This window comes from Rhizobium sp. SRDI969 (assembly GCF_025152725.1).
In the GTDB taxonomy this organism is placed as follows: Bacteria; Pseudomonadota; Alphaproteobacteria; order Rhizobiales; family Rhizobiaceae; genus Rhizobium; species Rhizobium leguminosarum_I.
Genome location: NZ_CP104037.1, coordinates 415,914 through 436,448, shown reverse-complemented (window position 1 = coordinate 436,448; position 20,535 = coordinate 415,914). Strand labels below are relative to the sequence as shown.

19 protein-coding genes and 2 pseudogenes are annotated in these 20,535 nt (G+C 58.9%); 8 read left to right on the top strand and 13 right to left on the bottom strand.

The window, feature by feature from the left end; all coding sequences use genetic code 11:
* Nucleotides 1–7 precede the first annotated feature (7 nt).
* Genes N2A41_RS29140 through N2A41_RS29125 form a run of 4 tightly spaced genes read right to left on the bottom strand, consistent with a single transcriptional unit; the run spans nt 8 to nt 3,960 of the window.
* Nucleotides 8–769 (bottom strand): electron transfer flavoprotein subunit beta/FixA family protein, encoded by a 762-nt coding sequence (locus N2A41_RS29140; RefSeq protein ID WP_260111564.1) that lies wholly within the window; start codon nt 767–769, stop codon nt 8–10.
* Nucleotides 770–800: 31 nt separating this feature from the next.
* On the bottom strand, nt 801–1,676 hold the full coding sequence (locus N2A41_RS29135; protein WP_260111563.1) for a 3-hydroxybutyryl-CoA dehydrogenase: 876 nt from the start codon (nt 1,674–1,676) through the stop codon (nt 801–803).
* Nucleotides 1,670–2,845, bottom strand: a complete 1,176-nt coding sequence (locus tag N2A41_RS29130; RefSeq protein WP_260111562.1) for a CaiB/BaiF CoA transferase family protein — start codon at nt 2,843–2,845, stop codon at nt 1,670–1,672. The genes N2A41_RS29135 and N2A41_RS29130 overlap by 7 nt, the downstream gene beginning before the upstream one ends.
* Nucleotides 2,845–3,960, bottom strand: coding sequence for an acyl-CoA dehydrogenase (locus tag N2A41_RS29125; protein ID WP_260111817.1), 1,116 nt, complete (start codon nt 3,958–3,960; stop codon nt 2,845–2,847). The genes N2A41_RS29130 and N2A41_RS29125 overlap by 1 nt, the downstream gene beginning before the upstream one ends.
* A gap of 218 nt (nt 3,961–4,178) precedes the next feature.
* On the opposite strand from N2A41_RS29125, the gene N2A41_RS29120 reads away from it, so the two are divergent.
* Nucleotides 4,179–5,054, top strand: coding sequence for a LysR family transcriptional regulator (locus N2A41_RS29120; RefSeq protein ID WP_260111561.1), 876 nt, complete (start codon nt 4,179–4,181; stop codon nt 5,052–5,054).
* 143 nt (nt 5,055–5,197) lie between these two features.
* Here the strand turns inward: N2A41_RS29120 and N2A41_RS29115 are convergent, their stop codons facing one another.
* The 4 genes from N2A41_RS29115 to N2A41_RS29100 all read right to left on the bottom strand — a co-directional run bounded on the left by N2A41_RS29115 (nt 5,198) and on the right by N2A41_RS29100 (nt 9,016).
* Complete coding sequence (locus N2A41_RS29115; protein WP_260111560.1) at nt 5,198–6,253, bottom strand: Ldh family oxidoreductase; 1,056 nt, start codon at nt 6,251–6,253, stop codon at nt 5,198–5,200.
* Nucleotides 6,250–7,137, bottom strand: coding sequence for an alpha/beta hydrolase (locus N2A41_RS29110; protein WP_260111559.1), 888 nt, complete (start codon nt 7,135–7,137; stop codon nt 6,250–6,252). The genes N2A41_RS29115 and N2A41_RS29110 overlap by 4 nt, the downstream gene beginning before the upstream one ends.
* Nucleotides 7,138–7,157: 20 nt before the next feature.
* Nucleotides 7,158–8,063 carry a VOC family protein gene (locus N2A41_RS29105; RefSeq protein WP_260111558.1) on the bottom strand — a complete coding sequence of 302 codons (906 nt, stop codon included), beginning with the start codon at nt 8,061–8,063 and terminating at the stop codon, nt 7,158–7,160.
* Between the two features lie 110 nt (nt 8,064–8,173).
* Nucleotides 8,174–9,016: a fumarylacetoacetate hydrolase family protein gene (locus N2A41_RS29100; protein ID WP_260111816.1), complete on the bottom strand. Its 843-nt coding sequence runs from the start codon at nt 9,014–9,016 to the stop codon at nt 8,174–8,176.
* Nucleotides 9,017–9,265: 249 nt separating this feature from the next.
* Here N2A41_RS29100 and N2A41_RS29095 point away from each other — a divergent pair, with 249 nt between their 5' ends.
* The 3 genes from N2A41_RS29095 to N2A41_RS29085 all read left to right on the top strand — a co-directional run bounded on the left by N2A41_RS29095 (nt 9,266) and on the right by N2A41_RS29085 (nt 11,939).
* Nucleotides 9,266–9,946 (top strand): FCD domain-containing protein, encoded by a 681-nt coding sequence (locus N2A41_RS29095; RefSeq protein WP_441005728.1) that lies wholly within the window; start codon nt 9,266–9,268, stop codon nt 9,944–9,946.
* Between the two features lie 264 nt (nt 9,947–10,210).
* Entirely contained in the window at nt 10,211–11,326 is a 1,116-nt protein-coding gene (locus N2A41_RS29090) for an alcohol dehydrogenase catalytic domain-containing protein (protein ID WP_260111557.1), read from the top strand.
* 73 nt (nt 11,327–11,399) lie between these two features.
* Complete coding sequence (locus N2A41_RS29085) at nt 11,400–11,939, top strand: cupin domain-containing protein (protein WP_260111556.1); 540 nt, start codon at nt 11,400–11,402, stop codon at nt 11,937–11,939.
* Nucleotides 11,940–12,015: 76 nt separating this feature from the next.
* Here N2A41_RS29085 and N2A41_RS29080 read toward each other — a convergent pair whose 3' ends face one another.
* The gene (locus tag N2A41_RS29080) at nt 12,016–12,960 is read right to left on the bottom strand and encodes a LysR family transcriptional regulator (RefSeq protein WP_260111555.1); all 945 of its coding nucleotides are present in this window, start codon (nt 12,958–12,960) and stop codon (nt 12,016–12,018) included.
* 112 nt (nt 12,961–13,072) lie between these two features.
* Between N2A41_RS29080 and N2A41_RS29075 the strand changes: the two genes are divergently transcribed.
* From N2A41_RS29075 to N2A41_RS33515, 4 genes and pseudogenes are all read left to right on the top strand, one after another.
* Nucleotides 13,073–14,281 (top strand): cytochrome P450, encoded by a 1,209-nt coding sequence (locus tag N2A41_RS29075; RefSeq protein ID WP_260111554.1) that lies wholly within the window; start codon nt 13,073–13,075, stop codon nt 14,279–14,281.
* A gap of 12 nt (nt 14,282–14,293) precedes the next feature.
* Nucleotides 14,294–14,614, top strand: a complete 321-nt coding sequence (locus N2A41_RS29070) for a 2Fe-2S iron-sulfur cluster-binding protein (protein WP_113543188.1) — start codon at nt 14,294–14,296, stop codon at nt 14,612–14,614.
* A gap of 4 nt (nt 14,615–14,618) precedes the next feature.
* Nucleotides 14,619–15,767, top strand: coding sequence for an NAD(P)/FAD-dependent oxidoreductase (locus N2A41_RS29065; protein ID WP_260111553.1), 1,149 nt, complete (start codon nt 14,619–14,621; stop codon nt 15,765–15,767).
* Nucleotides 15,768–16,009: 242 nt separating this feature from the next.
* Nucleotides 16,010–16,102: pseudogene (locus N2A41_RS33515) on the top strand (hypothetical protein); the annotation flags it as partial.
* Between the two features lie 416 nt (nt 16,103–16,518).
* On the opposite strand, the gene gtdA reads toward N2A41_RS33515, so the two are convergent.
* The 4 genes and pseudogenes from gtdA to N2A41_RS29045 form a co-directional block, all read right to left on the bottom strand.
* Entirely contained in the window at nt 16,519–17,553 is a 1,035-nt protein-coding gene (gene gtdA, locus N2A41_RS29060) for a gentisate 1,2-dioxygenase (RefSeq protein ID WP_260111552.1), read from the bottom strand.
* A 119-nt stretch (nt 17,554–17,672) separates the two neighbouring features.
* On the bottom strand, nt 17,673–18,530 hold the full coding sequence (locus N2A41_RS29055; protein ID WP_260111814.1) for a fumarylacetoacetate hydrolase family protein: 858 nt from the start codon (nt 18,528–18,530) through the stop codon (nt 17,673–17,675).
* Nucleotides 18,531–18,539: 9 nt separating this feature from the next.
* The gene (locus N2A41_RS29050) at nt 18,540–19,277 is read right to left on the bottom strand and encodes a GntR family transcriptional regulator (protein ID WP_260111551.1); all 738 of its coding nucleotides are present in this window, start codon (nt 19,275–19,277) and stop codon (nt 18,540–18,542) included.
* 338 nt (nt 19,278–19,615) lie between these two features.
* Nucleotides 19,616–20,523 (bottom strand): annotated as a pseudogene (locus tag N2A41_RS29045) (zinc-binding dehydrogenase); the annotation flags it as partial.
* Nucleotides 20,524–20,535 lie beyond the last annotated feature (12 nt).

Sequence of the window (20,535 nt, the reverse complement as noted above, 5' to 3'; positions counted from 1 at the left end):
CAGCTGATTACAGCACGCCGGCTTCGTTCTTGAGCTTGTCGATCAGTTCGGCGACCGACTTGACCTTGACGCCGGCCTTGCGGCCCGACGGTTCCTCGGTCTTCAAGACCTTGAGGCGCGGCGTGGTGTCGACACCGAAGTCGCCGGGCGTCTTCTTGTCGAGCGGCTTCTTCTTCGCCTTCATGATGTTCGGCAGCGAGGCATAACGCGGTTCGTTCAAGCGCAGATCGGTGGTCACAACCGCCGGCAGCTTGATCTCGATCGTCTGCAGGCCGCCATCGACTTCGCGGGTGACAGTTGCTTTGCCCCCAGAACCAAAGGCTTCGATCTCGATCTTCGAGGCGAAGGTCGCTTGGGCGATTCCCATCAGTGCTGCCAGCATCTGGCCGGTCTGGTTCGAATCGTCGTCGATCGCCTGCTTGCCAACGATGATCAGCCCCGGCTGTTCGGCATCGGCAACAGCCTTCAAGATCTTGGCGACAGTGAGCGGCTCGATTTGATCGTCGGTCTCAACCAGGATCGCCCGGTCGGCGCCCATCGCAAGGGCGGTCCTCAGCGTCTCCTCGGCCTTGGCCGGACCGATCGAGACGACCACCACTTGCTCGCACTTGCCGGCTTCCCTCAGCCGCAGCGCCTCTTCCACCGAGATCTCGTCGAACGGGTTCATCGACATTTTCACATTGGTTAGCTCGACACCCGTGCCATCCGGCTTCACCCGGATCTTCACGTTGTAGTCGACAACCCGTTTGACTGGGACGAGAATTTTCATGGGCATTCACCTCTTTTCAGCGGGCCGGGGTTCAGCGGGAAGGGACGGGCTCGGGGCCACGGTAGTCGTAAAAACCTTTGCCGACCTTCCGCCCCAGCCACCTGGCTTCGACATACTTGACCAGCAGCGGACAAGGTCGGTACTTGGTGTCGGCGAGCCCGTCATGGAGCACATTCATGATGGCAAGGCAGGTGTCGAGGCCGATGAAGTCGGCAAGTTCCAGCGGACCCATTGGATGGTTTGCGCCAAGCTTCATGCTGCTGTCGATGTCGGCGACCGAACCGACGCTCTCGTAGAGGGCGTAGACCGCCTCGTTGATCATTGGGATCAGTAGCCGATTGACAATGAAGCCCGGATAATCCGCAGCCACGACGGCCGACTTGCCGAGCCTATCGACGACCCCGCGAACCGCCTCGAAGGTTTCCGTGCTGGTAGCAATTCCGCGGATGAGCTCGATGAGCTGCATGACCGGAACCGGGTTCATGAAATGAAGGCCCATGAACTGCTCGGGTCGACTAATCCCTCCGGCGAGCCGCGTGATGGACAGCGAAGACGTGTTGGTTGTTAAGATCGTTTCAGGCCGCAGGTGCTTTGCCAGATCGTCGAAAATCTTCTGCTTGACCGCCTCCTTCTCGGTCGCAGCCTCGATAACGAGATCGCTCCTCCCGAGTTCCGGCAGCCGCACTGTCGTCCGGATGCGCGGAAGGGCCAGCCTGCGCTCTTCCTCGGTTAAAGCGCCCCGGGTCACTTGCCGGTCCATGTCCCGGCCGATTTTGGCAATCGCGGCGCCAAGCCGTTCCGCGTCGACATCCATCAGCGAGACGTCGTATCCCGCGAGCGCAAGCACATGGGCAATACCGCTGCCCATCTGGCCGGCGCCGACCACTCCAACGGTCTCGATTACCATTCTGCGTCTGCCTTTTCGGAGGAAAAATTCCAGTGTCCGCCACCCAAGACCGGCGAGGCCCTTTCGAGCGTTAGCGGGCTGCGCGACAGGTTGATCGGCGTTCTCAAACCCGGCAGGCCTTCCGGCGCGATCTTCAGTCCGCGCGCCTTGATCTGCGGCTCGTCGATCGCCTCGGCGACGGTGTTGATCGGTCCGCCTGGTATACCCATCCTCTCGAGGTCGGCGATCAATTCCGCCTTTGGCCTGAGGCTGGTCTTTTCCGCAATCAAGGTGCAGAGCGTCTCGCGGTTCTCCACGCGTGCAGGATTGGTGGCAAAGGCCGGATCGTCGGCGATGCGGGCGAGGCCCAGAAGAGCGCAGAGCGCTGTGAATTGCCGGTCGTTGCCGCAGGCGATGATGACATGGCCATCGGAGGCCGGAAAAACTTGGTATGGCACGATATTGGGATGCGCATTGCCCATACGCCGGGGCACCTTGCCGCCGGCAAGATAATTCATCGCTTGGTTGGCGAGCGCTGCGACGCCGACATCGAACAGCGCCAGATCGACCTGTTGGCCGAGGCCGGAACGTTCACGCTCGGCGAGTGCGGCCTGAATGCCAATCACGCCGTAAAGTCCGGTGAAGACGTCGATCCAGGCGACGCCCACCTTCTGCGGTTCACCGCCGGGCTCACCGGTCAGATCCATGATCCCGCACATGCCCTGGATCAGGAAGTCGTAGCCCGGTTGCTGCGCGCGCGGACCGGTCTGGCCGAAACCGGTGATGGAGGCGTAGACGATGCGTGGATTGATCGCGGTTACGCTGTCATAGTCGAGGCCGAATTTCTTCAATCCACCGACCTTGAAGTTTTCGACGAGGACATCCGCTCCTCCGATCAAGGTCCGGACGCGGGCAAGATCCTCCGGATCGGCGAAATCGCAGGTAAGTGACGTCTTGCCCCGGTTTGCCGCGTGAAAATAGGCGGCCACTTTCTCGGTGCTGCCCCTGCCGTCCGGCCGTTCGATGAAGGGGGGACCCCAGCTGCGGGTATCGTCGCCTTGCGGACTTTCGATCTTGATGACGTCGGCGCCGAGATCGGCAAGCGTCTGGCCGATCCACGGGCCGGCGAGAATGCGGGCGAGTTCAACCACTTTCAGGCCGGCAAGCGGCGCGCCGTTTACGCCGGCCATCAGAAGAACGCCTGGATGCCGGTCTGGGCGCGGCCGAGGATCAGCGCGTGGACGTCGTGCGTGCCCTCATAGGTGTTGACCGTTTCGAGGTTCTGGGTGTGGCGCATGACATGATATTCGATCTGGATGCCGTTGCCGCCGTGCATGTCGCGCGCATCCCTGGCGATCTCAAGCGCCTTGCCGCAATTGTTGCGCTTGACGATCGAAACCATTTCCGGCGCGAACTGGCCCGCGTCCATCAGCCGGCCGACGCGCAGGCTGCCCTGCAGCCCGAGCGCGATCTCCGTCTGCATGTCGGCGAGCTTCTTCTGGAAAAGCTGGGTGCCGGCGAGCGGCTTGCCGAACTGGATCCGGTCGAGCCCATATTGCCGCGAGCGGAACCAACAATCCTCGGCGGCGCCGAGCACGCCCCAGGAGATGCCGTAACGCGCGCGGTTGAGGCAGCCGAACGGTCCCTTGAGACCGGAAACATTCGGCAGCAGCGCATCCTCGCCGATCTCGACGCCGTCAAGCACGATCTCGCCGGTGATCGAAGCGCGCAGCGACAGCTTGCCGCCGATCTTCGGAGCGGAAAGGCCTTTCATGCCCTTTTCGAGGATGAAGCCGCGGATGTCCCCGCCATGCGCTTCCGATTTCGCCCAGATAACGAACACGTCGGCGATCGGCGCGTTGGAGATCCACGTCTTAGAGCCGCGCAAGCGGTAGCCGCCGTCGATCTTCTCGGCGCGGGTCTTCATGCCGCCCGGATCGGAACCAGCATCCGGCTCGGTCAGGCCGAAGCAGCCGATCAAGTCACCGGAAACGAGACCTGTCAGGTATTTGTCCCGCTGTTCTTCGGATCCATAGGCATAGATCGGATAGATCACCAGCGAGGACTGCACGCTCATCATCGAGCGGTAGCCGGAATCGATGCGCTCGACTTCCCGGGCGACCAGGCCATAGGCCACATAGTTGGCGCCGGCAGCACCATATTTCTCCGGCAAGGTCACGCCAAGAAGCCCAGCCTTGCCCATCAGCCGGAAGAGAGCGGGATCGGTGTGTTCCTGGAGATAAGCATCCTGAACGCGCGGCAGCAACTCGGCTTCGGAAAAAGCCCTGGCTGCTTCGCGGATCATGCGCTCTTCCTCGGACAGCTGGTCGTCGAGAAGGAAGGGATCGTCCCAGGCGAAGGCACTCGTTTGGGATGAAGCTTCAAAGGCGGTTGCGGTTCTATCGGCGGTCACGAATTTTCCCCTCGGAATGACGACGTGGCTTTCCCATTCATATAGCGATTGTAAAAAGTGAGAAAAAACCCTATTTAGACGTAACATCATTCACAAAATGCATAGGCAAGATGCGCCGGCGCCGGTTCCTTCCCTCGATAAGCCTCCTCTCGGCTTTCGATGCCGTCCTCAGGACGGGTTCGACAGCGGCGGCGGCGCGCGAACTCGACCTGACGCAGAGTACAGTGAGCCGTCTCGTCCAGAATCTGGAGCAGCAACTCGGCCGTCCGCTGTTCGAACGGCACAGGCAGAAGCTCATCCCCACGCAAGCCGCGCATGCTTATGGGCGAGACGTCAGCCGGGCACTCGATCTCATTCAACGCAGCAGCATGGAGTTTTCCGCCAACCCGGGCGGCGGCGGCCTGTCGCTCGCGATCCTGCCGGCCTTCGGCACGCGTTGGCTGGCGCCGCGGCTGGGCGAATTTCTCGTCAAACATCCCGGCATCACGATCAACCTGGCAACGCGGCTCAAGCGCTTCAATTTCGAGGCCGAGGCTTTCGATGCCGCCATTCATTTCGGGGCGGACGATTGGCGTGATGCCGATCACATGAAACTGTTCGAGGAGCGCCTGACGGCCTGTATCTCGCCGGCGCTGCTTGGCGAACATCCGATCGCTTCGGCTGGCGACATGCTCGGCCTGCCGCTTCTGCAGCTGGAAACCAGGCCGACTGCATGGAGACTCTGGTTTGCCGCCCAAGGCGCGGAACCGGCAAATGTGACGGGCATGCTCTTCGATCAGTTTGCGACGATGACGCAGGCCGCGATCTCAGGGCTCGGTGTGGCCCTTCTGCCTGATTACCTCGCCGATAGTGAAATAGCCGAAGGACGGCTGGTGCCGGTCTTGGAGAGATCGGTGCCGGGGCCGGGGTCCTACTGGCTGGTCTGGCCGCAATCGCGTGCCAATTACCCCCCGCTGGAGGCTTTCCGGGCCTGGATCGGCGCGTAACCGCTTTAAGGGTTCTTGAGCTTTCAGGGGCTCTCGAACCTAGGCTGCCGCGGAGCTACGATGATCGTTCGCTGAGAACGTTCACACGTAGCCTCCAGGTCCGACTCGCCGTTGGGCAACTAACCCCGGCTTCGGGATAAGGATCATTGGAACTGTCGAGGTACCGCTATGCCGCGCTTTGTCGCTTCCGTGGCCAGACGCGTCACGGTGCCGGCGGCAATCGGAATTCCGTCCGCAATCCGTTTTTCCGCCAAGTTGAAGCCGCGCTCTCCGGGCAATCGGACTTGGTCCGCGCCTTCTGCTGGCGGCAGGGACCGGATGGCGCCTGCGAGACACTCGATTTCATCTTCGAACGGGATGTCCAATCCGAATGCTTTCGGATCGATTGCGATGACGAGGCCGTTGAAGCCTGCGTCCCGCTTTTCCTTCAGGGCAACGGAGATAAGCGGATTGCCGCCAAGAACGCTGACAAGCACTTCAATCATCAGCGATAAACCTGATCCCTTGGGTCCAGCCATGGGCAGCACGGCTTTAACTCGTGCCGGGTCAGTTGTCGCAACGCCATTGGAGTCGACGCCCCAATCCGGGGAGATGGGCTTACCTGCATCCCTGGCGGCCATAACCTTGCCGAGCGCCACGGCAGCCGTCGACATGTCGAGAAGGATCGGGCGATCCCGGTTACTGCCTGGCGCGGCAATCGACAGGGGGTTGGTCGAAACGCCTTCGCCGCGGGATCCGTGATAGACCATCAAAGGTTTGGACGCCGACATGACGATGCCGACCATGCCGGCCTTTGCCACTCTTTCGGCGAAATAGCCGATCGCGCCGGCATGGCTGGTGCGCATGATCGAGCAAAGGCCGATTCCGAATTTCCCCGCAAGAGCCACCGCTTTGTCAGCCGCCAGGGACAGGCCGGCGGCTCCCGGTGCAAGATCGCCGTCGATGACGGCAATTGCGCCGAATTCGCGTGCGAGCGCTGGTTTGGCGTCACCCTTGACAAGGCCGAGTTCGGCCATTTCGATATAACGCGGGATACGCAGCACGCCATGGGAATCGGCGCCGCGCAGATTGGCCCAGACCAAGAGTTCGGCAGTCTGGCGCGCGTAATCCTGCCTGAAGCCGCCCGCTTCGAGAAGAGAGGCGGAAAAGGCTTCAAGTGCATGTTGCGGGATCAATTTTCTTGCCGAGGCCGCATTCATGACGCACCACCGAGCGGTGACGGGAAGAATTTGTCGAGCCAGCCTTTGACCACCATTTTCGTGCGCGGCGCGTCGTTAGGCGCGAGCGGGAAATGCGCGGTCGTGTCGATAAGCATGAGTTCGCTTGGCTGGCCCGCCTTCTCGAACATCCGGATGGATTCGACGGTTGGCGTGATGATGTCATTTGCCGTGTGGAAAAGAAGCAGCGGGCGCGGCGCGATATTGGCCACCACATCGTCTGCGCGGAAGTTATACATGGACCAGGCTGTGTCCACGGGAATTTCCATGATCGCCTTAGGCGAGAGGTTCTTGCGCAGATGTTCCGGAATCGGCACGGCGTCGAAGCGCGACATCCACAGGCTTTCACCGGTTTCCTGCTTGTGTTTGCGGCCATTCTCAAGGATCCGGATGAACTTGTCCCAGGATTCCTGGGTGGGATGCTGGCCGCGGAACTTGCGCTCTCCATTGCCCCAGCCGCAGGAGGAAAGGCAGCAAGCAAAACGATCGTCGACCCCGGCGGCATAGACCGACACCGCGGCGCCGAAGCTGTGGCCCGTGATGCCTATGCGCTTCGGATCGACCTCCTCGTGCTCGGCAAGGAAGGTCAGCGCATTCTTGGCGTCGGCCACCTGGTCGAAGCAGCGAACCTGGGCGCGTTCGCCCTCGCTTTCGCCGCAGGAGCGGAAATCGAACCGCAGCGCGACATAGCCGAACGCTTCCATCATCTCGGCCTGGATCTGGGCGTGGCTTTCGTCTTTGGAACCAACGAAGCCGTGGCAGACGATGAAGGCCGGCAACTTCTGTCCTGGCTTGCGTCGATCCGGAACATGAAGAACGGCCGAAAGTTTCAGGCCGTCGGACATGAAGGTCAGTTTTTCTTGCATGGTCTTAACCTCGGTCTGGATCAGGCGATCTTGGCGAAGGGATGGAAATATTCGCGCCATTCGAGCGGCGCGGGCGTGCCCCAGACATTCATCTCGCGCACGTTGCCTGGGCGATCGAGATTGGTGATGACGTTCGGGGTGAAATCGGCGTCATCGGCGATATGGGCCATGACGCCAGAGCACTCGATCATCATGCCGCTGGCATCGGTGTAATAGGCATAGGTGTTGTCCCCGGGGCGATGGCGGCCAGGCCCCCACATCAGTTGCCGGTCGAACTGGTCAAGAATATCGCCGAGGCGCAGATACTGGTTGAATTCGAGAAATTCGAACGAGACGTGATGGAGCCCGGGCGCGGCGCCCTTGACGAGCCCCAGAACATGGTGCTGGCGGTTGCCGCCATACATCCAGCTCAAGGCATCGTTGACCATGCGTTCCGACAGCTTCATGCCGCCGATGGCATCGAGTTGGGCGCGGGTGGCTGCCGGATCCGGCGTGATCAAATTGATGTGGTCGATCCGGTTCGGCCCGACGCCCTTGGTCGGATAGCGCCGGCCATAGGTTTTTTGGCGGATCGGGGTGTGGATCTCAAAGCGCAGTCCTTCCGGCGTCGTGAAGGTTACACCCGCAGCAATGCAATCGAGGCTCGGATCGCGGGAGACTATTCGGCAACCGGCGCCTTCGATGCGGGATGCTGCCTCATCGACCAGGTCCGGCGTCAACGCCTCAAGGCCGATCGTATGAGCGGAGTTCTCACTCGCGTGTACCAGCACCAGTTCGGCGGCACGCCCATTGGAGCTCAGCCAGGTCTGACCGGCATCCTGATAGGTGATATGAAGACCAAGTATTTCGGTCGCATCGCGAATGACAGCCTTCGGATCGGTGACGTTGACCTTCATGTGTCCGACTGCATGCACAATGTGCGTCATGAGTTCCTCCCTTGAAATCCGCTTGAACCTGCGTCCATTGAGTTTCTGATACGCCAATTATCAGATGTTCGCAACACTTTTCGAAATACCATGAAATATCGAAAATATGCTCAATGGTCGGGTTCGGTGGCGACAATGTTCCGTAAGGTGCCGATTTTTTCGATTTCGATTTCAACAATGTCCCCGACTTGCAGGAAAACTGGTGGTTTGCGAGAGGAGCCAAAGCCGGACGGTGTGCCGGTGACGATAACATCCCCGGGCTCCAAGACGGCAAACTGGCTGACATAGGAGATCAGCCAGGGAATGGTGAAAATCATCCGGCTCGTGTTGTTGCGTTGCCGGAGCTCACCGTTGACCCTCGTTTCCAGAGCGAGATTGAATGGGTCGGGCAATTCGTCCCTGGGAACCATCCATGGCCCGAAGCCTGCGGTTCTGGCGAAATTCTTTCCGGGCGTAAATTGGCTGGAGTGTTTCTGCCAGTCGCGCACGCTTCCATCGTTGAAGCAGGTATAGCCTGCGACATGGGCAAGTGCATCCGCCTCGGCAATCCTGCGACCGGCCTTGCCAATAATCACCGCCAGCTCGCCCTCATAATCGAATTTGTCCGAAACCTTCGGCTTGGGAAGTGGTTCGTTATGGCCGGTCTGCGATCCGGCGAACCGGGAAAAGAGCAGGGGATAGTCCGGGCGTTCTGTCGTGTCGTCACCGGGCTCCCGGTAGTTGGTCGCAACGCAGAGCACCTTGCCGGGATTGGGGATGACGGGAAGATAGTGAATGTCGCAAAGCGCATGGTCAGCCGCGAGACCTGTCTCGGTGCCCAGGCTTTCAAAATTGGCCGCAATATAGCTGGCAAGATCCGGAAGACCGCTCGCCTTGCCAAGATCGGTGACAGACCCATCGATAACGCAGCCGTAACTTGCATATCGTTGGCAACCAAAACTGATGTACCGCATCGGTTCCTCCACGTATTTTCGAAAATATATGGAATATCGTAAACATCGATGACCAGCGGCTTGCACCCCCCCGGAGAACCAAAGGGGCTGCGAAAATTTCAACAACATTGATTTATTTCGAAATTTTTCGTATCAATTGATGATTGACTTTCCTCTCCTGCGCAGCGGCAGAGGAAGAGCAGCGGGAGAAATATCTTGGAAAACCAAAAGGCGGGCGGGGAAACCAGAGCCGGTGACGTACTGCAGCGTATGCGGCTGGATATCATCAATTGCGTGTTGAAGCCTGGCGAGAAGCTGCGTTTCGAAACGCTCAAGACTCTGTATGCCGTGAGCTTTTCGACCTTGCGCGAGGCTTTGTCCCGGCTCGCTGCGGAGAATCTCGTCATTTCCGAAGGACAGCGCGGCTTCGTGGTCGCCCCGGTTTCGATCGCCGACCTTAACGATCTTACCAATGTCCGTGTCCTCATTGAACGCGAGGCACTTGGCATGGCGATTCGCAACGGCGACGACCGGTGGGAAGCCAATATCCTTTCGACCTTCCACCGTATGGACAAGCTGCAGCAAAGGCTCGGCCGCGAGTACTATCTGTCGGAGGAGTGGAGCGCCGTCCATAGCGAGTTTCATTCCGCGCTGGTATCGGCATGCGGGTCGCCAGTCCTGCTCGAAATCCGCGGAAAATTGTTCGAGCGGGCGCACCGCTATCGCCGAATGTCATCACAATTTCGTCCGCAGTGGCGCGAAAAAGGCGCGGAACACAAGATGATTGGCGATGCAGCTGTGGAGCGCAACGCTGAAGAGGCGCTTCGGCTCATCGACCGCCATATTCGTGAGACGAGCGAAAATGTGATCGAGCATGCCGGTCACCTGTTCCCGGCCACGGACACGGTTGCTTCGGGCCGGAAAAGAGTTTTGACCGCTGCCGCTGAATGACGGTGTTAAGCGTGCTGAGAATGATTGGAAATGCGGCGGGTAAAGGAGCATCTTTATCCGCCGTCTCTTTCTGTGCCATATTCCATTGAAATAATTATTTAATATTGCTCGCCGGAGATAAATCCGGCGAAGCCACTTCGTCTGACAAATGATATTTTTTACGAAAACAGTTGAAATTTCGAAAATATGGGATTACGAAATTGCAACGGCGGAGGAGCGCCAGATCCAATCTCATGGTTGGTTTTCGTATAGGAGGAGGAATTCATGTTCATTCCGCAGACAATGACCGCTGCGCGTATGCACAGCGTCGGCGGCGAGTTGAAACTCGAAACGCTCGAGACCCCGAAACCCGGCGACATGGATGTGCTGGTCCGGGTTAAGGCCTGCGGCATCGTGCCCAATCTCGGCAATATCCTGGCCAACTGGACGACATGGTTCCCGCACATGCCGCTGCCGCCGCTTCCTGCCGTCTTCGGCCTCGATCCGGCGGGTGAAGTTGCGGCCGTCGGCCGGCAAGTGCACGGACTGAAGCCCGGGGACCGGGTCTATGTGAACCCGGGCAGAAGCTGCGGATCATGCCGTCACTGCCGTCGTGGAGACTCCATCTCCTGCAGGCACTATGCGTTTCAGGGATATTTCGGCTTCTCCGAACATGCCATGCAGACCTTTGCGGACTATCCGATAGGCGGTCTGAGCGAATATATGGTCGCCCCCGTTTCCGCGATCGTGAAGATCCCGGAAAACATGGCCTACGAGCAGGCCGCACGCCTCGGCTATCTCGGCACCGCCTATTCGGCGCTCCGGAAGGTCAATGCCGGACCGGGGGATACAATTCTTGTCAACGGCCTGAGCGGAACACTTGGTATCGGGGCTGCAATCTTCGGCCTGGCCATGGGCGTCAACAAGATCCTTGGTACCGGGCGCGACAGGAAGCTTCTGGAAGAGATCAGGGCACTGGCGCCAAATCGCATCAAGGTCTTCTCCATCGATGACGGTAGTGTCACTGATTTCGGAATGGCGCACACGGACGGCGAAGGCGTTGACGCCTTTCTTGACTGCCTCGGTCCGGGTGGGCTGCACGAAACATTCCTGCAGGGCCTTCATAGTCTGCGCCGTGGCGGTATCGCCGTCGATATCGGCGCAATCGCTGGCCCCGTGAGCATCGACGTTCACCGCTTGATGGATCGCAATCAACGCCTTTACGGCTCGGCCTGGCTTACCACAGCTGAAGGCCAGGAGATGGCTGACATGGTTGCTTCCGGCATTGTCGATCTGTCGATTTTGGAAACGCAGAGCTATCCGCTTTCAGATGTCAACACGGCGATTTCTGGTATCGCCCAGCGTCACGGCGGCTTCTCGAACTACGTCATCTGCCCCTGAGTTTCAATAAACTCGTCGGGGTTGCCTTCGGTGGGCAACCCCATCCAAATGACCGATGACGTGGGAGGATGTCATGACTTTCAGACGCGTGGTAACCGCAAAAAATTCTGCCGGAAAATCCATTGTTATCAGCGATGGGGTGTCACCCCGCGAGATGGCTCTCCAGCACACGCCTGGCTTTATTTCGGCGCCGATCTGGACGACTGCCGGTGTTCCGTCCTTGCCGTATGACGGCAAGGACCCGATGGCAAGCAACGGAACCTTGCTCCAGCCGGCCGGCGGCTCGACCTTTTTCGTCGTCACGTTCCCGCCGGACTCGGTGATGATGTCGACAGACTTCCGGCCTGACCTTGCGGGCCCGGAACATCTTGCCGCGGCTCCGGGTATTGCGGAAACGTTCGAAATGGAAAATCCCGGCATGCACACCACGCCGACCTTGGACTACGGCATTGTCCTCGGTGGCAAGGTGACCCTGGAACTCGATGATGGCGCGACCGTTCATCTGAATGCGGGAGATACATTCGTCCAGCACGGCGCGCGCCACGCCTGGCGCAATCCAAGCAGCGAGTCCGCAACGGTCGCCTTTGTGCTGATGGGCGCCCAGACCGGGTAAACGCCCACATTTGCCATGCAGGGCACTGGGCCAAGCCGGATGTCGGCCAATGCAGCACGGCTAACCTTCTCGAAGATCAACCGCGGTCAGGAAGCGTTTCTGCGTCATTGGTCCGGTCGGACACAACTTCGCGGGCGACGTCGACCAAAAGCTGCCGGGCCCAGCGATGCAGCCCGGAGCGGTGGGTGCGCTCCGTCCAATAGATGTCGATCTCGATCGGCGTATGGATCGGGAAGCTGCGGACGGCGAGCGTATCCTGATAGGCGCTGGCGAGCCGGTTCGGAATTGTTGCAACCAGATCCGTTCCGACAATCATCAGTTCCAGACTGTCGTGGCTCGGAAGCGTCAACTGCGGTTTCAACGCAATATCGCGAGCCCTCAGGGCTTCGAAATAGAGCGCCTGCCATTGGCCGTTGTGCGTGATGGCCACATGAGCGGCCTGCCGGTAGCGTGCGAGCGTCAATTCTCCGTTTGCCAACGGATTCTTCCGGTCCATGACGCAGGAATAGTGGTCGACAAACAACCGCCGACGGAAATAGCCTTCGCCCAGGATGCGCACAGGCCCGAGCACGATATCGGCGATATTTTCCTTGAGCTGCTGTTTTCCGTTTACGGCCGATTCCAGAATGTTGAGAAGCACGTTGGGCGCCGCCTGGCGCATGGCTTTCAGGAAGACCGGCACCAGAAGAAAACGTTCATGGTGATTGCAGGACAGCGTCACCGAGCCTTCCGCCGTCTTGGGATCGAATTCGGAAGGGACGGCAATCGCCAGCATGCGGTTGACGATCTCACGCGCCTGCGAAACGAGTTCGCCGCATTTTTCGGTTCCTGTGATCTGGTTGCCCTGGCGCACGAACAAGGCGTCGCCGAATGCCTTCCGCAGCCGCTCGATCGTGTAGCTGACGGTTGACTGGCTAACGCCGAGAGCCGACGCTGCGGCGGAGAAGGACCCCGTGTCGTGCACGGTGACAAGCAGTTGCAGCGATCTGATATCAATCTGCGCCAGCTCTTCGGGGATCACGTTGCCCTCCTAGGTTATCGAAATAATCGATGACCTCAATCGTATCCATCCAATTGTCAGAATGGAAGTGCGGTATTACGGTTCATGAAAGTTCATTGCTTGGGAGGGCAATATGGGAGTGCAAGCCACCATTGAAGAGAGCTCGTCAGCCGTACCGGTCATTTCGGACGTGACGTTTGCCGAGTTGTTGAGCGACCCCTATCCCACCTTCAAGCGTGCACGCGAATTGGCAGCAGTCGTCCGGATCGCGGCCGCCAATATCATAATCGCTACCCGCTATGAGGACATCATGGCGATGGAGCGCGACGCAGAAACATTCTCCTCGGTCAATCCGCAGTCGCTGGTCAACAGGGTTATGGGCCATACGATGATGCGCAAGGATGGCGAGGCGCATGCCCGCGAACGCAAGGCGGTCGAACCGGCTTTGCGCCCCGGAGCAGTCAAATCCTGCTGGGCACCGAAGCTTGACGCCATTTTTGACGACGTGATGGCCGGCTTCGAGACAAATGGAGAGGCCGACCTGTTCACGGCGCTTGCAGCACCCATGGCAGGCCGGGCGCTGGCGGACGTCCTAGGTTTTCTCGATGTCGATTGGCAGACCATGGCGCTCTGGTCGCAGTCGCTTATCGACGGCGCGGGCAACTATTCCGGCGATCCGGAGATTTCCCGCAAGGCTACCGAGGCCGCCAGAGGTGTAGAAGAAGCGATCGACCTCGCTCTTGCCTATCATCGGGAAAATCCGAACATGTCGGTTCTTTCGTCGATGATCCATGCGGATGATCCGCATACGCTCGATCAGATCTACGCCAACATCAAGGTGGCGGTCGGGGGCGGCCTGAACGAGCCGCGCGATTCCATCCTGACCCTTGTTCTCGGTCTGCTGGAAAATCCCGACCAACTCGAGAGGGTCAAGGCCGACCCCAATCTCTGGCCGGTGGCGTTCGAGGAATCCGTTCGCTGGATCTCGCCGATCGGCATGTATCCGCGCCGCGTGACGCGTGACGTCGTCTTGTCCGGCGTGCAACTGCGGGCCGGTGACCAGATCGGCCTTTGCGTTGGTGCCGCCAACCGCGACGACAGCCGTTTCGAGGATCCGGACCGTTTCAACGTCTTCCGCGAAAAGAAGTCGCATCTCGCCTTCGGGGCCGGGCCGCATTTTTGCGCCGGAACATGGGTCGCGCGCCACATGGTCGGCCGCCTCGTCGTGCCGAGATTGTTCGAGCGGCTGAAGAACCTGCGCCTACGCGACCGCACCGATGTGCGTATCCAGGGCTGGGTTTTCCGCGGCCCGACCACGCTCCCGGTCGTCTGGGACTTCTAACAGGAGGATATAATGCCCGAGATCACGTTCATCCTTCCCGCCGGGAAGGAACAAACCTGCACGGCCAGAGAAGGCCTGAGCCTCATGGAAGTCGCGCTCCAGAATGCGGTGCCCGGCATCATTGCAGAATGCAACGGTTCGGCAGCCTGCGCCACCTGTCACATCATCGTCGACGATGCACTGGCATCCACGCTTGATCCGATCAGCGAGCACGAAAACGACATGCTGGACTTCACCGCCGCCCCACGTGCACCCGGCAGCCGTCTGAGCTGTCAAATCAAGGTGGACGGGCGCCTGGACGGTGCTGCGATCCGCATTCCAGCCGAGATGTAAGGTGATGATCAAGAGGATAGTCATTGTCGGGGCAGGGCAGGCAGGCCTGGCCGCAGCGACAAAGTTGCGCCAGGAAGGTTTTCAAGGCGCAATCACCATGCTTGGCGACGAGGGTGCGATGCCTTATCAGCGCCCGCCGCTCAGCAAGGCCTATCTCCTGGGAAAGCTTGAGGCAGAGCGCCTGTCTTTTCGCAACAGCGATTTCTTCTACCTGCGGAACATTGGCATTTGTCAGAACGAGCCTGCGTTGGAGATCGACAGGGTTACAAAGGGCGTTGTGACGGCACATGGCCGGCATCTCTACGACCACCTCATCCTCGCGACAGGTGCCGGCCCGATCAAGCTGCCTGCCTCTATGGCCGAGGGTATCGACAATATCTTCTACCTCCGCAACAAGGCCGATGCGGATCGCTTGCGTCCAATCCTGAGAGAAGGCGCGCAGCTTCTTGTGGTCGGCGGCGGCTATATCGGTCTTGAGGTTGCAGCCGCCTCCCGGCAGGTCGGAGCGCAAGTGACGCTTGTCGAAATGGCCCCGCGTATTCTGAACCGCGTCGCAGCCGAGCCGACGGCGTCGTATTTTCGCCGATTGCATAGCTCCCAGGGCGTCGACATTCGCGAAGGCATCGGGCTGACCGGGCTCAAGCCGGACGGTGCAGCCATCACGGCCACATTGGCGGATGAGTCCACGCTCACGATCGATGCGGTCGTGGTCGGTATCGGCGTCCGCCCGAATGTGGGACTTGCCGAGGCCGTAGGGCTGGCAACCGACGGCGGTATCCTCGTGGACGAATTTGGCAGGACCTCCGATCCCTCGATCTGGGCCGCCGGCGACTGCGCATCATTTTCCTATCAGGGCGAAATGACCCGCATCGAATCCGTGCCGCATGCCATCGACCAGGCCGAACATGTCGCCCGCAACATCCTCGGCGCCGAACTGCCCTATCGTCCCCGGCCCTGGTTCTGGTCGCATCAATATTCGACCAAATTGCAGATTGCCGGCTTCAACCGCGGCTATGATCGCGCGACAGTCTCGCAGGGCATAGCCGAAGGCAGCATGACCGTTTCCTACTTTCGGGAAGAACGGCTGATTGCGGTCGACTGCCTTAACGATGCGCGCAGCTTCATGCTGGCAAAACGTCAGCTTGGCCTCTGATACTCGAGCCCAGATCAAGTGGTGGAGCTCCGCCCAATAGGATATTTTCGCAAACTCTATTATTTACGAAATTGCGTTGAGCTGTCGCTATTATTGTTCTAAAGGCGTTAGCAGCCGACCATCGCATCCCAACCACCCCGAGGAGGTGAAACGATTGCGCTTCATCCTCTGGTCCTCTCAATGGGCCAGAGCTTACTTCAAAATGGATTATTTCAACGGGGCAACGTCACACGGCACTCCGATTGCTGACTGGTAAAGGTCGTGCAGAGGCAATATTCTGCTGGACGGACTATGTTGGTTTCGAGGTAATCGGAGTGGCGCGTGATTTGGGGTTGCGCATTCCTGAAGACCTTGCCGTTATTAGCTACGACAACACTCCCCTACCATGCCTTGCCGCAGCACTCCCTGACCAGCGTGGATCAATCGGGAGTCTTTCTTGGTCAAAAAGCGACGCAGCTTCTGCTGGATCGCATCGGTGGCCGTACGCAATCCGAGCATTTCATCATAGCTCCTACGCTCGTGACTCGCGACAACTCCGTGGGTCCGCACCATCTTTCACAATAAGCCCATCCGGTTTTCGGAGATCCGACAATTTCCTAGCACAGCTGGATAGGTCGTTTCAGTTAAAGTTCACGCAGACACCTTGGGATAGAGCAGATCGTCCTCTTCTGATCGGACCTGACTTAATCCGTTCGATCTCGACGAACACCTGGGCGTCGGCGTGGGTGAGGCGCGGTGGCAACGATGGAGCTCATCCTCGATCTTCGCGGAAAAGCCCGAGCTTTTCGTGGACTGGCCGGTCGGAGAAGCAGAAGGCAATCGCATCACCGTCAACAGCGCGATATCTGACGCGCGACCAACCGGGGATGGACATGATGTCATTCCGCGAAAGGCGAACGTAGGGGTCCTGGCCAACAGCTACATCAAGTTCCCCTTCCAGGACCACAACGACCTCGCTGTTTGTCGCACGATACGGGCGCGTTTCAAAACCCGCCGGGATCAATCTCATCATTGTACCAATCGTCGGAATCGCCCAATCACCATTGGTTGGATTGATGTAGCGGAGCGTGATCCCGTGGTGCGGATCGACCGGCCCAGTGCGTGCGAGCGAGTCAAGCGATTCGCGGGTGCGGCCGTAGGGATAGCTGAACACAGGTGATGTCCGGCTGACCGGATGATCGAGCGGCAAAAGATTGTTCCCGTACCGCGCGAGGGCGTTGCCTTCCGGCCGAGTAATTTCCTGATCTTCGTCTGTATGCTCTTCGCGAAATCCAGCGCATAAAGCCGTTACGAGCGGAACGTCGAGGCCGTCGAGCCAAATCACCGGCTCATCGCCTTCATGCTTGTGATCATGCCACGTCCAAAATGGTGTTATGATGAAGTCTCCTCGATGCATGGTCGTGCGTTCGCCATCAACAGACGTGACCGCACCCTCGCCTTCGAGACAAAACCGCAATGCCGACTGCGTGTGACGATGCGCCGGTGCCAACTCGCCAGGCAAGATCAATTGCAGACCGGCATAGAGGGTGTCCGTAATCCTCGACTGGCCGGCCAAGCCTGGGTTCTCTAGGACCAGCACGCGACGCTCGGCCTCCTTTGCGGAGATCAACGACCCAGATGTGATAAGAGCGCCACGCGTGGGCGACCATGCCCAACGGAAGGGGATGGCCTTCGGCATCGGTTCGCTCGGCACGAGGCCCTTCAGCCTGACCCACAAAGGGGCGAGGTTCAACGGCTTGAGGGTTTCGTAATAATCCTCGAGTTTGTTTGCAGCGGCGGCAGTCATGGTGGCTCCTTTCGCTCGGACGCAGGCCCCTTTTTGCAACCAGCGCATTCGGGGAGATCACGTCGTATCTCGCAGTGACCATTGGGTTGATTTAGATTTTAGGATTCGCAAACTTCGTGCTATGCCGCGCGCACGGCGACATTCATTTCACCGATACCGTCGATGCGGCAGTTCAGAATGTCTCCCGGCTCTACTGGTGCCACGCCAGCCGGCGTCCCTGTCATGAAGACATCGCCCGGTTCGAGCGTGTAGGCTTCCGATGCGTAAGCGATCAACTTCTTACAATCGAAAATCAGGTCGCGCGTATTTGCCTTTTGGCGCGTCTTGCCGGCTATCTTCAGCTCAAAATCAACCGCAGACGGATCCCCAAACTCGTCCGGGGTAACAAGCCATGGCCCAAAGACCGTAAAGGTGTCGCGAGATTTGCGGAAGCTTCGTTCCTCTGGACCGCGGATCGTCATGTCAAGGCCGATCATAAAGCCTGCAATGTATCCGAGGGCATTGTCTTCTTTTACGTGACGGGCTTTGGCGCCAATCACAAAACACAGCTCGATCTCGTGATCGGTACGACGATCGCTGCGATCAGAGACCATTGTCTCCCCGGCTCCGATCATTGAACTGGTCGCTTTGAGAAACAAGCCACATTCCTCAATAGTCTTGACCTTTGATCCGAAATGAATGCCGGTATCGGCGCGCGCCTCCTCGAGATGAAGTTTGTAATTCACAGGCGCGGCGATGATTTTTCCCGGCTGAGCCACCGGGCTCAGCAATTTAACATCTGCCACCATGAACCGTTTTCCGGTATTCCTAAGCGTTTTTATTTCGGGTAAAAGTTCCGGTAAGGCAGCAATGAAGGCGTCGCCGCGCGGGTATGGCCATTTAACAGGGGCGAGGCGATCCAAGACACCTGATATATCGACAATTTCATTTCCTTCGACCAGCCCCACCCGGTTGTCGTTAAAACGGCAAATTCGCATCTTCAATCCTCATGCCTTGATCGAGTTCACCGGCGGCCGCGCTGCAGGTTTTTGGGCAGCCCCCTCGAGATGAGCCTTCAACAGTTCGCCGGTGCGCCGGTAGTGCTCGACAAGAAGTGCGGCGGCAAGTTCACCATCCCGTTTCAGCGCAGCATCTGCAATTTTCATATGTTCTTCATAGGCTCCGGCGCGCGACATACGTCCCAGACGACCGATATAGCGGTACCGATTGCTTTCGTTGTAGAGCTGCGCACAGAAGCGGAGCAGAGACTTCGATGGACATGCGGATATCAATGCGACATGAAATTCCTCATGCGCTTTTTCCCACTGCCTGAACGCCTCATCGTCAGCGTCTTGGCGATCCGACTCGCGTAATAAGTGATACTGGGCAACGACAATCTTTTCTTCCCAATCGACACTGCCATGAAGGATGGCCTCTCGAATTGCTCGCTCCTCGACGAAGCATCGCGTCCCGATTACCTCCATACAGTGCTCGATACTGATCAAAGCCACTCGGAATCCACGGTTTTCGATGCGTTCAACAAGTCCAGTCGCCGATAAGAGCGATAGCGCTTCGCGGATAGGAGTGGCTCCGGAATTGTAGCGCTCTTGAAGAAGTTCGATCTTGAGCTTCAAACCGGGAGCTAAGACGCCATGGAGGATATCGCTCCTAATTGCTTCAACCACGGCGGTGGTTTGTGAAACCGGCCTACCCTTCTCCTTCTGAGTCGTTGACGTCTGAGGCACGGCATTTCCTTCGTCGCGTGAGTCAAAGCATTCAACATAAAATTTTGGCACCCGTCAACATAATATCGATAAAATATGTTTTATCGATAAAACGATGTGCTCTGTAATTATCGATATTATGGAATATGGCGACGAGAACTTTTGGTAACGTCGACCATGTGCCTGACCGCGTTTAGCTGAGGGAAAGACAGGGTACTCGCGCTCGGCAGGTCCTGCGGATGGGACGGTCGCGCAGCGCCTCTCGGAGAAAAGCGGCGGTGAATCCAGCGTCAAGTTCCAAAGTTACCCGCGAGGTCATAAGCGCAGGTATCCACCCAACCAGGCCACCGTTTTCTCGTTCAGTACAATACCACGCTGCGAATACTTTCGCCGGCATGCATCATCAGGTCAAAACCCTTGTGATGTCTTCGAGCGGCATGGTGTGGGTGATCATCGGGTCGATCTGGATCTTGCGTTCCATATACCATTCGACGATCATCGGCACATCCGTGCGGCCGCGCGCCGCCAAAGGCGATGCCCATCCAGATGCGGCCGGTGACCAGCTGGAACGGACGGGTGGAGATTTCCTGGCCGGCGCCGGAAACGCCGATGATAGGGGACTTGCCCCAGCCACGGTGCGATGCTTCCAGCGCCTGGCGCATCACCTTGGTGTTGCCGGTGCAGCCGAACGTGTAGTCGGCGCCACCGATCAGGTCGCCGTGGCGCTTGGTCAGGTTGACGAGGTAAGGCACGATGTCGGCGCCGACCTCCTTCGGATTGACGAAGTGCGTCATGCCGAACTTTTCGCCCCAAGCCTTGCGGTCGTTGTTGATATCGACGCCGATGATCATGTCGGCACCGGCAAGGCGCAGGCCCTGCAGCACGTTGAGGCCGATGCCGCCGAGACCGAAGACGATCGCCGTCGAGCCGACTTCCACCTTGGCCCTACTGATAACCGCGCCGATGCCGGTCGTCACGCCGCAGCCGATGTAGCCGATCTTGTCGAAGGGAGCTCGGGATTGACCTTGGCAAGCGCGATCTCAGGCAGGACCGTGAAATTGGCAAAGGTCGAGCAGCTCATGTAGTGGAAGATCTTGTCCTTGCCACTGGAAAAGCGGCTCGTTCCGCCCGGCATCAAGCCCTGCCCCGGCGTGTCGCGGGCCGAGGTGCAGAGATTGGTCTTGCGCGACAGGCAGGAATAGCATTCGCGGCATTCCGGGTTGTAGAGCGGAATGACGTGGTCGCCCTTCTTCAGCGAGGTGCTGGAGCCACCCTTCGA

What these genes read in the sequence shown, in the direction of transcription:
- N2A41_RS29090 (WP_260111557.1), top strand. Translation starts at nt 10,211, where the DNA reads ATGTTCATTCCGCAGACAATGACCGCTGCGCGTATGCACAGCGTCGGC.
- gtdA (WP_260111552.1), bottom strand. Translation starts at nt 17,553, where the DNA reads ATGACTGCCGCCGCTGCAAACAAACTCGAGGATTATTACGAAACCCTC.
- N2A41_RS29070 (WP_113543188.1), top strand. Translation starts at nt 14,294, where the DNA reads ATGCCCGAGATCACGTTCATCCTTCCCGCCGGGAAGGAACAAACCTGC.
- N2A41_RS29140 (WP_260111564.1), bottom strand. Translation starts at nt 769, where the DNA reads ATGAAAATTCTCGTCCCAGTCAAACGGGTTGTCGACTACAACGTGAAG.
- N2A41_RS29110 (WP_260111559.1), bottom strand. Translation starts at nt 7,137, where the DNA reads ATGCAAGAAAAACTGACCTTCATGTCCGACGGCCTGAAACTTTCGGCC.
- N2A41_RS29130 (WP_260111562.1), bottom strand. Translation starts at nt 2,845, where the DNA reads ATGGCCGGCGTAAACGGCGCGCCGCTTGCCGGCCTGAAAGTGGTTGAA.
- N2A41_RS29075 (WP_260111554.1), top strand. Translation starts at nt 13,073, where the DNA reads ATGGGAGTGCAAGCCACCATTGAAGAGAGCTCGTCAGCCGTACCGGTC.
- N2A41_RS29125 (WP_260111817.1), bottom strand. Translation starts at nt 3,960, where the DNA reads ATGATCCGCGAAGCAGCCAGGGCTTTTTCCGAAGCCGAGTTGCTGCCG.
- N2A41_RS29120 (WP_260111561.1), top strand. Translation starts at nt 4,179, where the DNA reads ATGCGCCGGCGCCGGTTCCTTCCCTCGATAAGCCTCCTCTCGGCTTTC.
- N2A41_RS29085 (WP_260111556.1), top strand. Translation starts at nt 11,400, where the DNA reads ATGACTTTCAGACGCGTGGTAACCGCAAAAAATTCTGCCGGAAAATCC.
- N2A41_RS29105 (WP_260111558.1), bottom strand. Translation starts at nt 8,063, where the DNA reads ATGACGCACATTGTGCATGCAGTCGGACACATGAAGGTCAACGTCACC.
- N2A41_RS29055 (WP_260111814.1), bottom strand. Translation starts at nt 18,530, where the DNA reads ATGCGAATTTGCCGTTTTAACGACAACCGGGTGGGGCTGGTCGAAGGA.
- N2A41_RS29095 (WP_441005728.1), top strand. Translation starts at nt 9,266, where the DNA reads ATGCGGCTGGATATCATCAATTGCGTGTTGAAGCCTGGCGAGAAGCTG.
- N2A41_RS29115 (WP_260111560.1), bottom strand. Translation starts at nt 6,253, where the DNA reads ATGAATGCGGCCTCGGCAAGAAAATTGATCCCGCAACATGCACTTGAA.
- N2A41_RS29135 (WP_260111563.1), bottom strand. Translation starts at nt 1,676, where the DNA reads ATGGTAATCGAGACCGTTGGAGTGGTCGGCGCCGGCCAGATGGGCAGC.
- N2A41_RS29100 (WP_260111816.1), bottom strand. Translation starts at nt 9,016, where the DNA reads ATGCGGTACATCAGTTTTGGTTGCCAACGATATGCAAGTTACGGCTGC.
- N2A41_RS29065 (WP_260111553.1), top strand. Translation starts at nt 14,619, where the DNA reads ATGATCAAGAGGATAGTCATTGTCGGGGCAGGGCAGGCAGGCCTGGCC.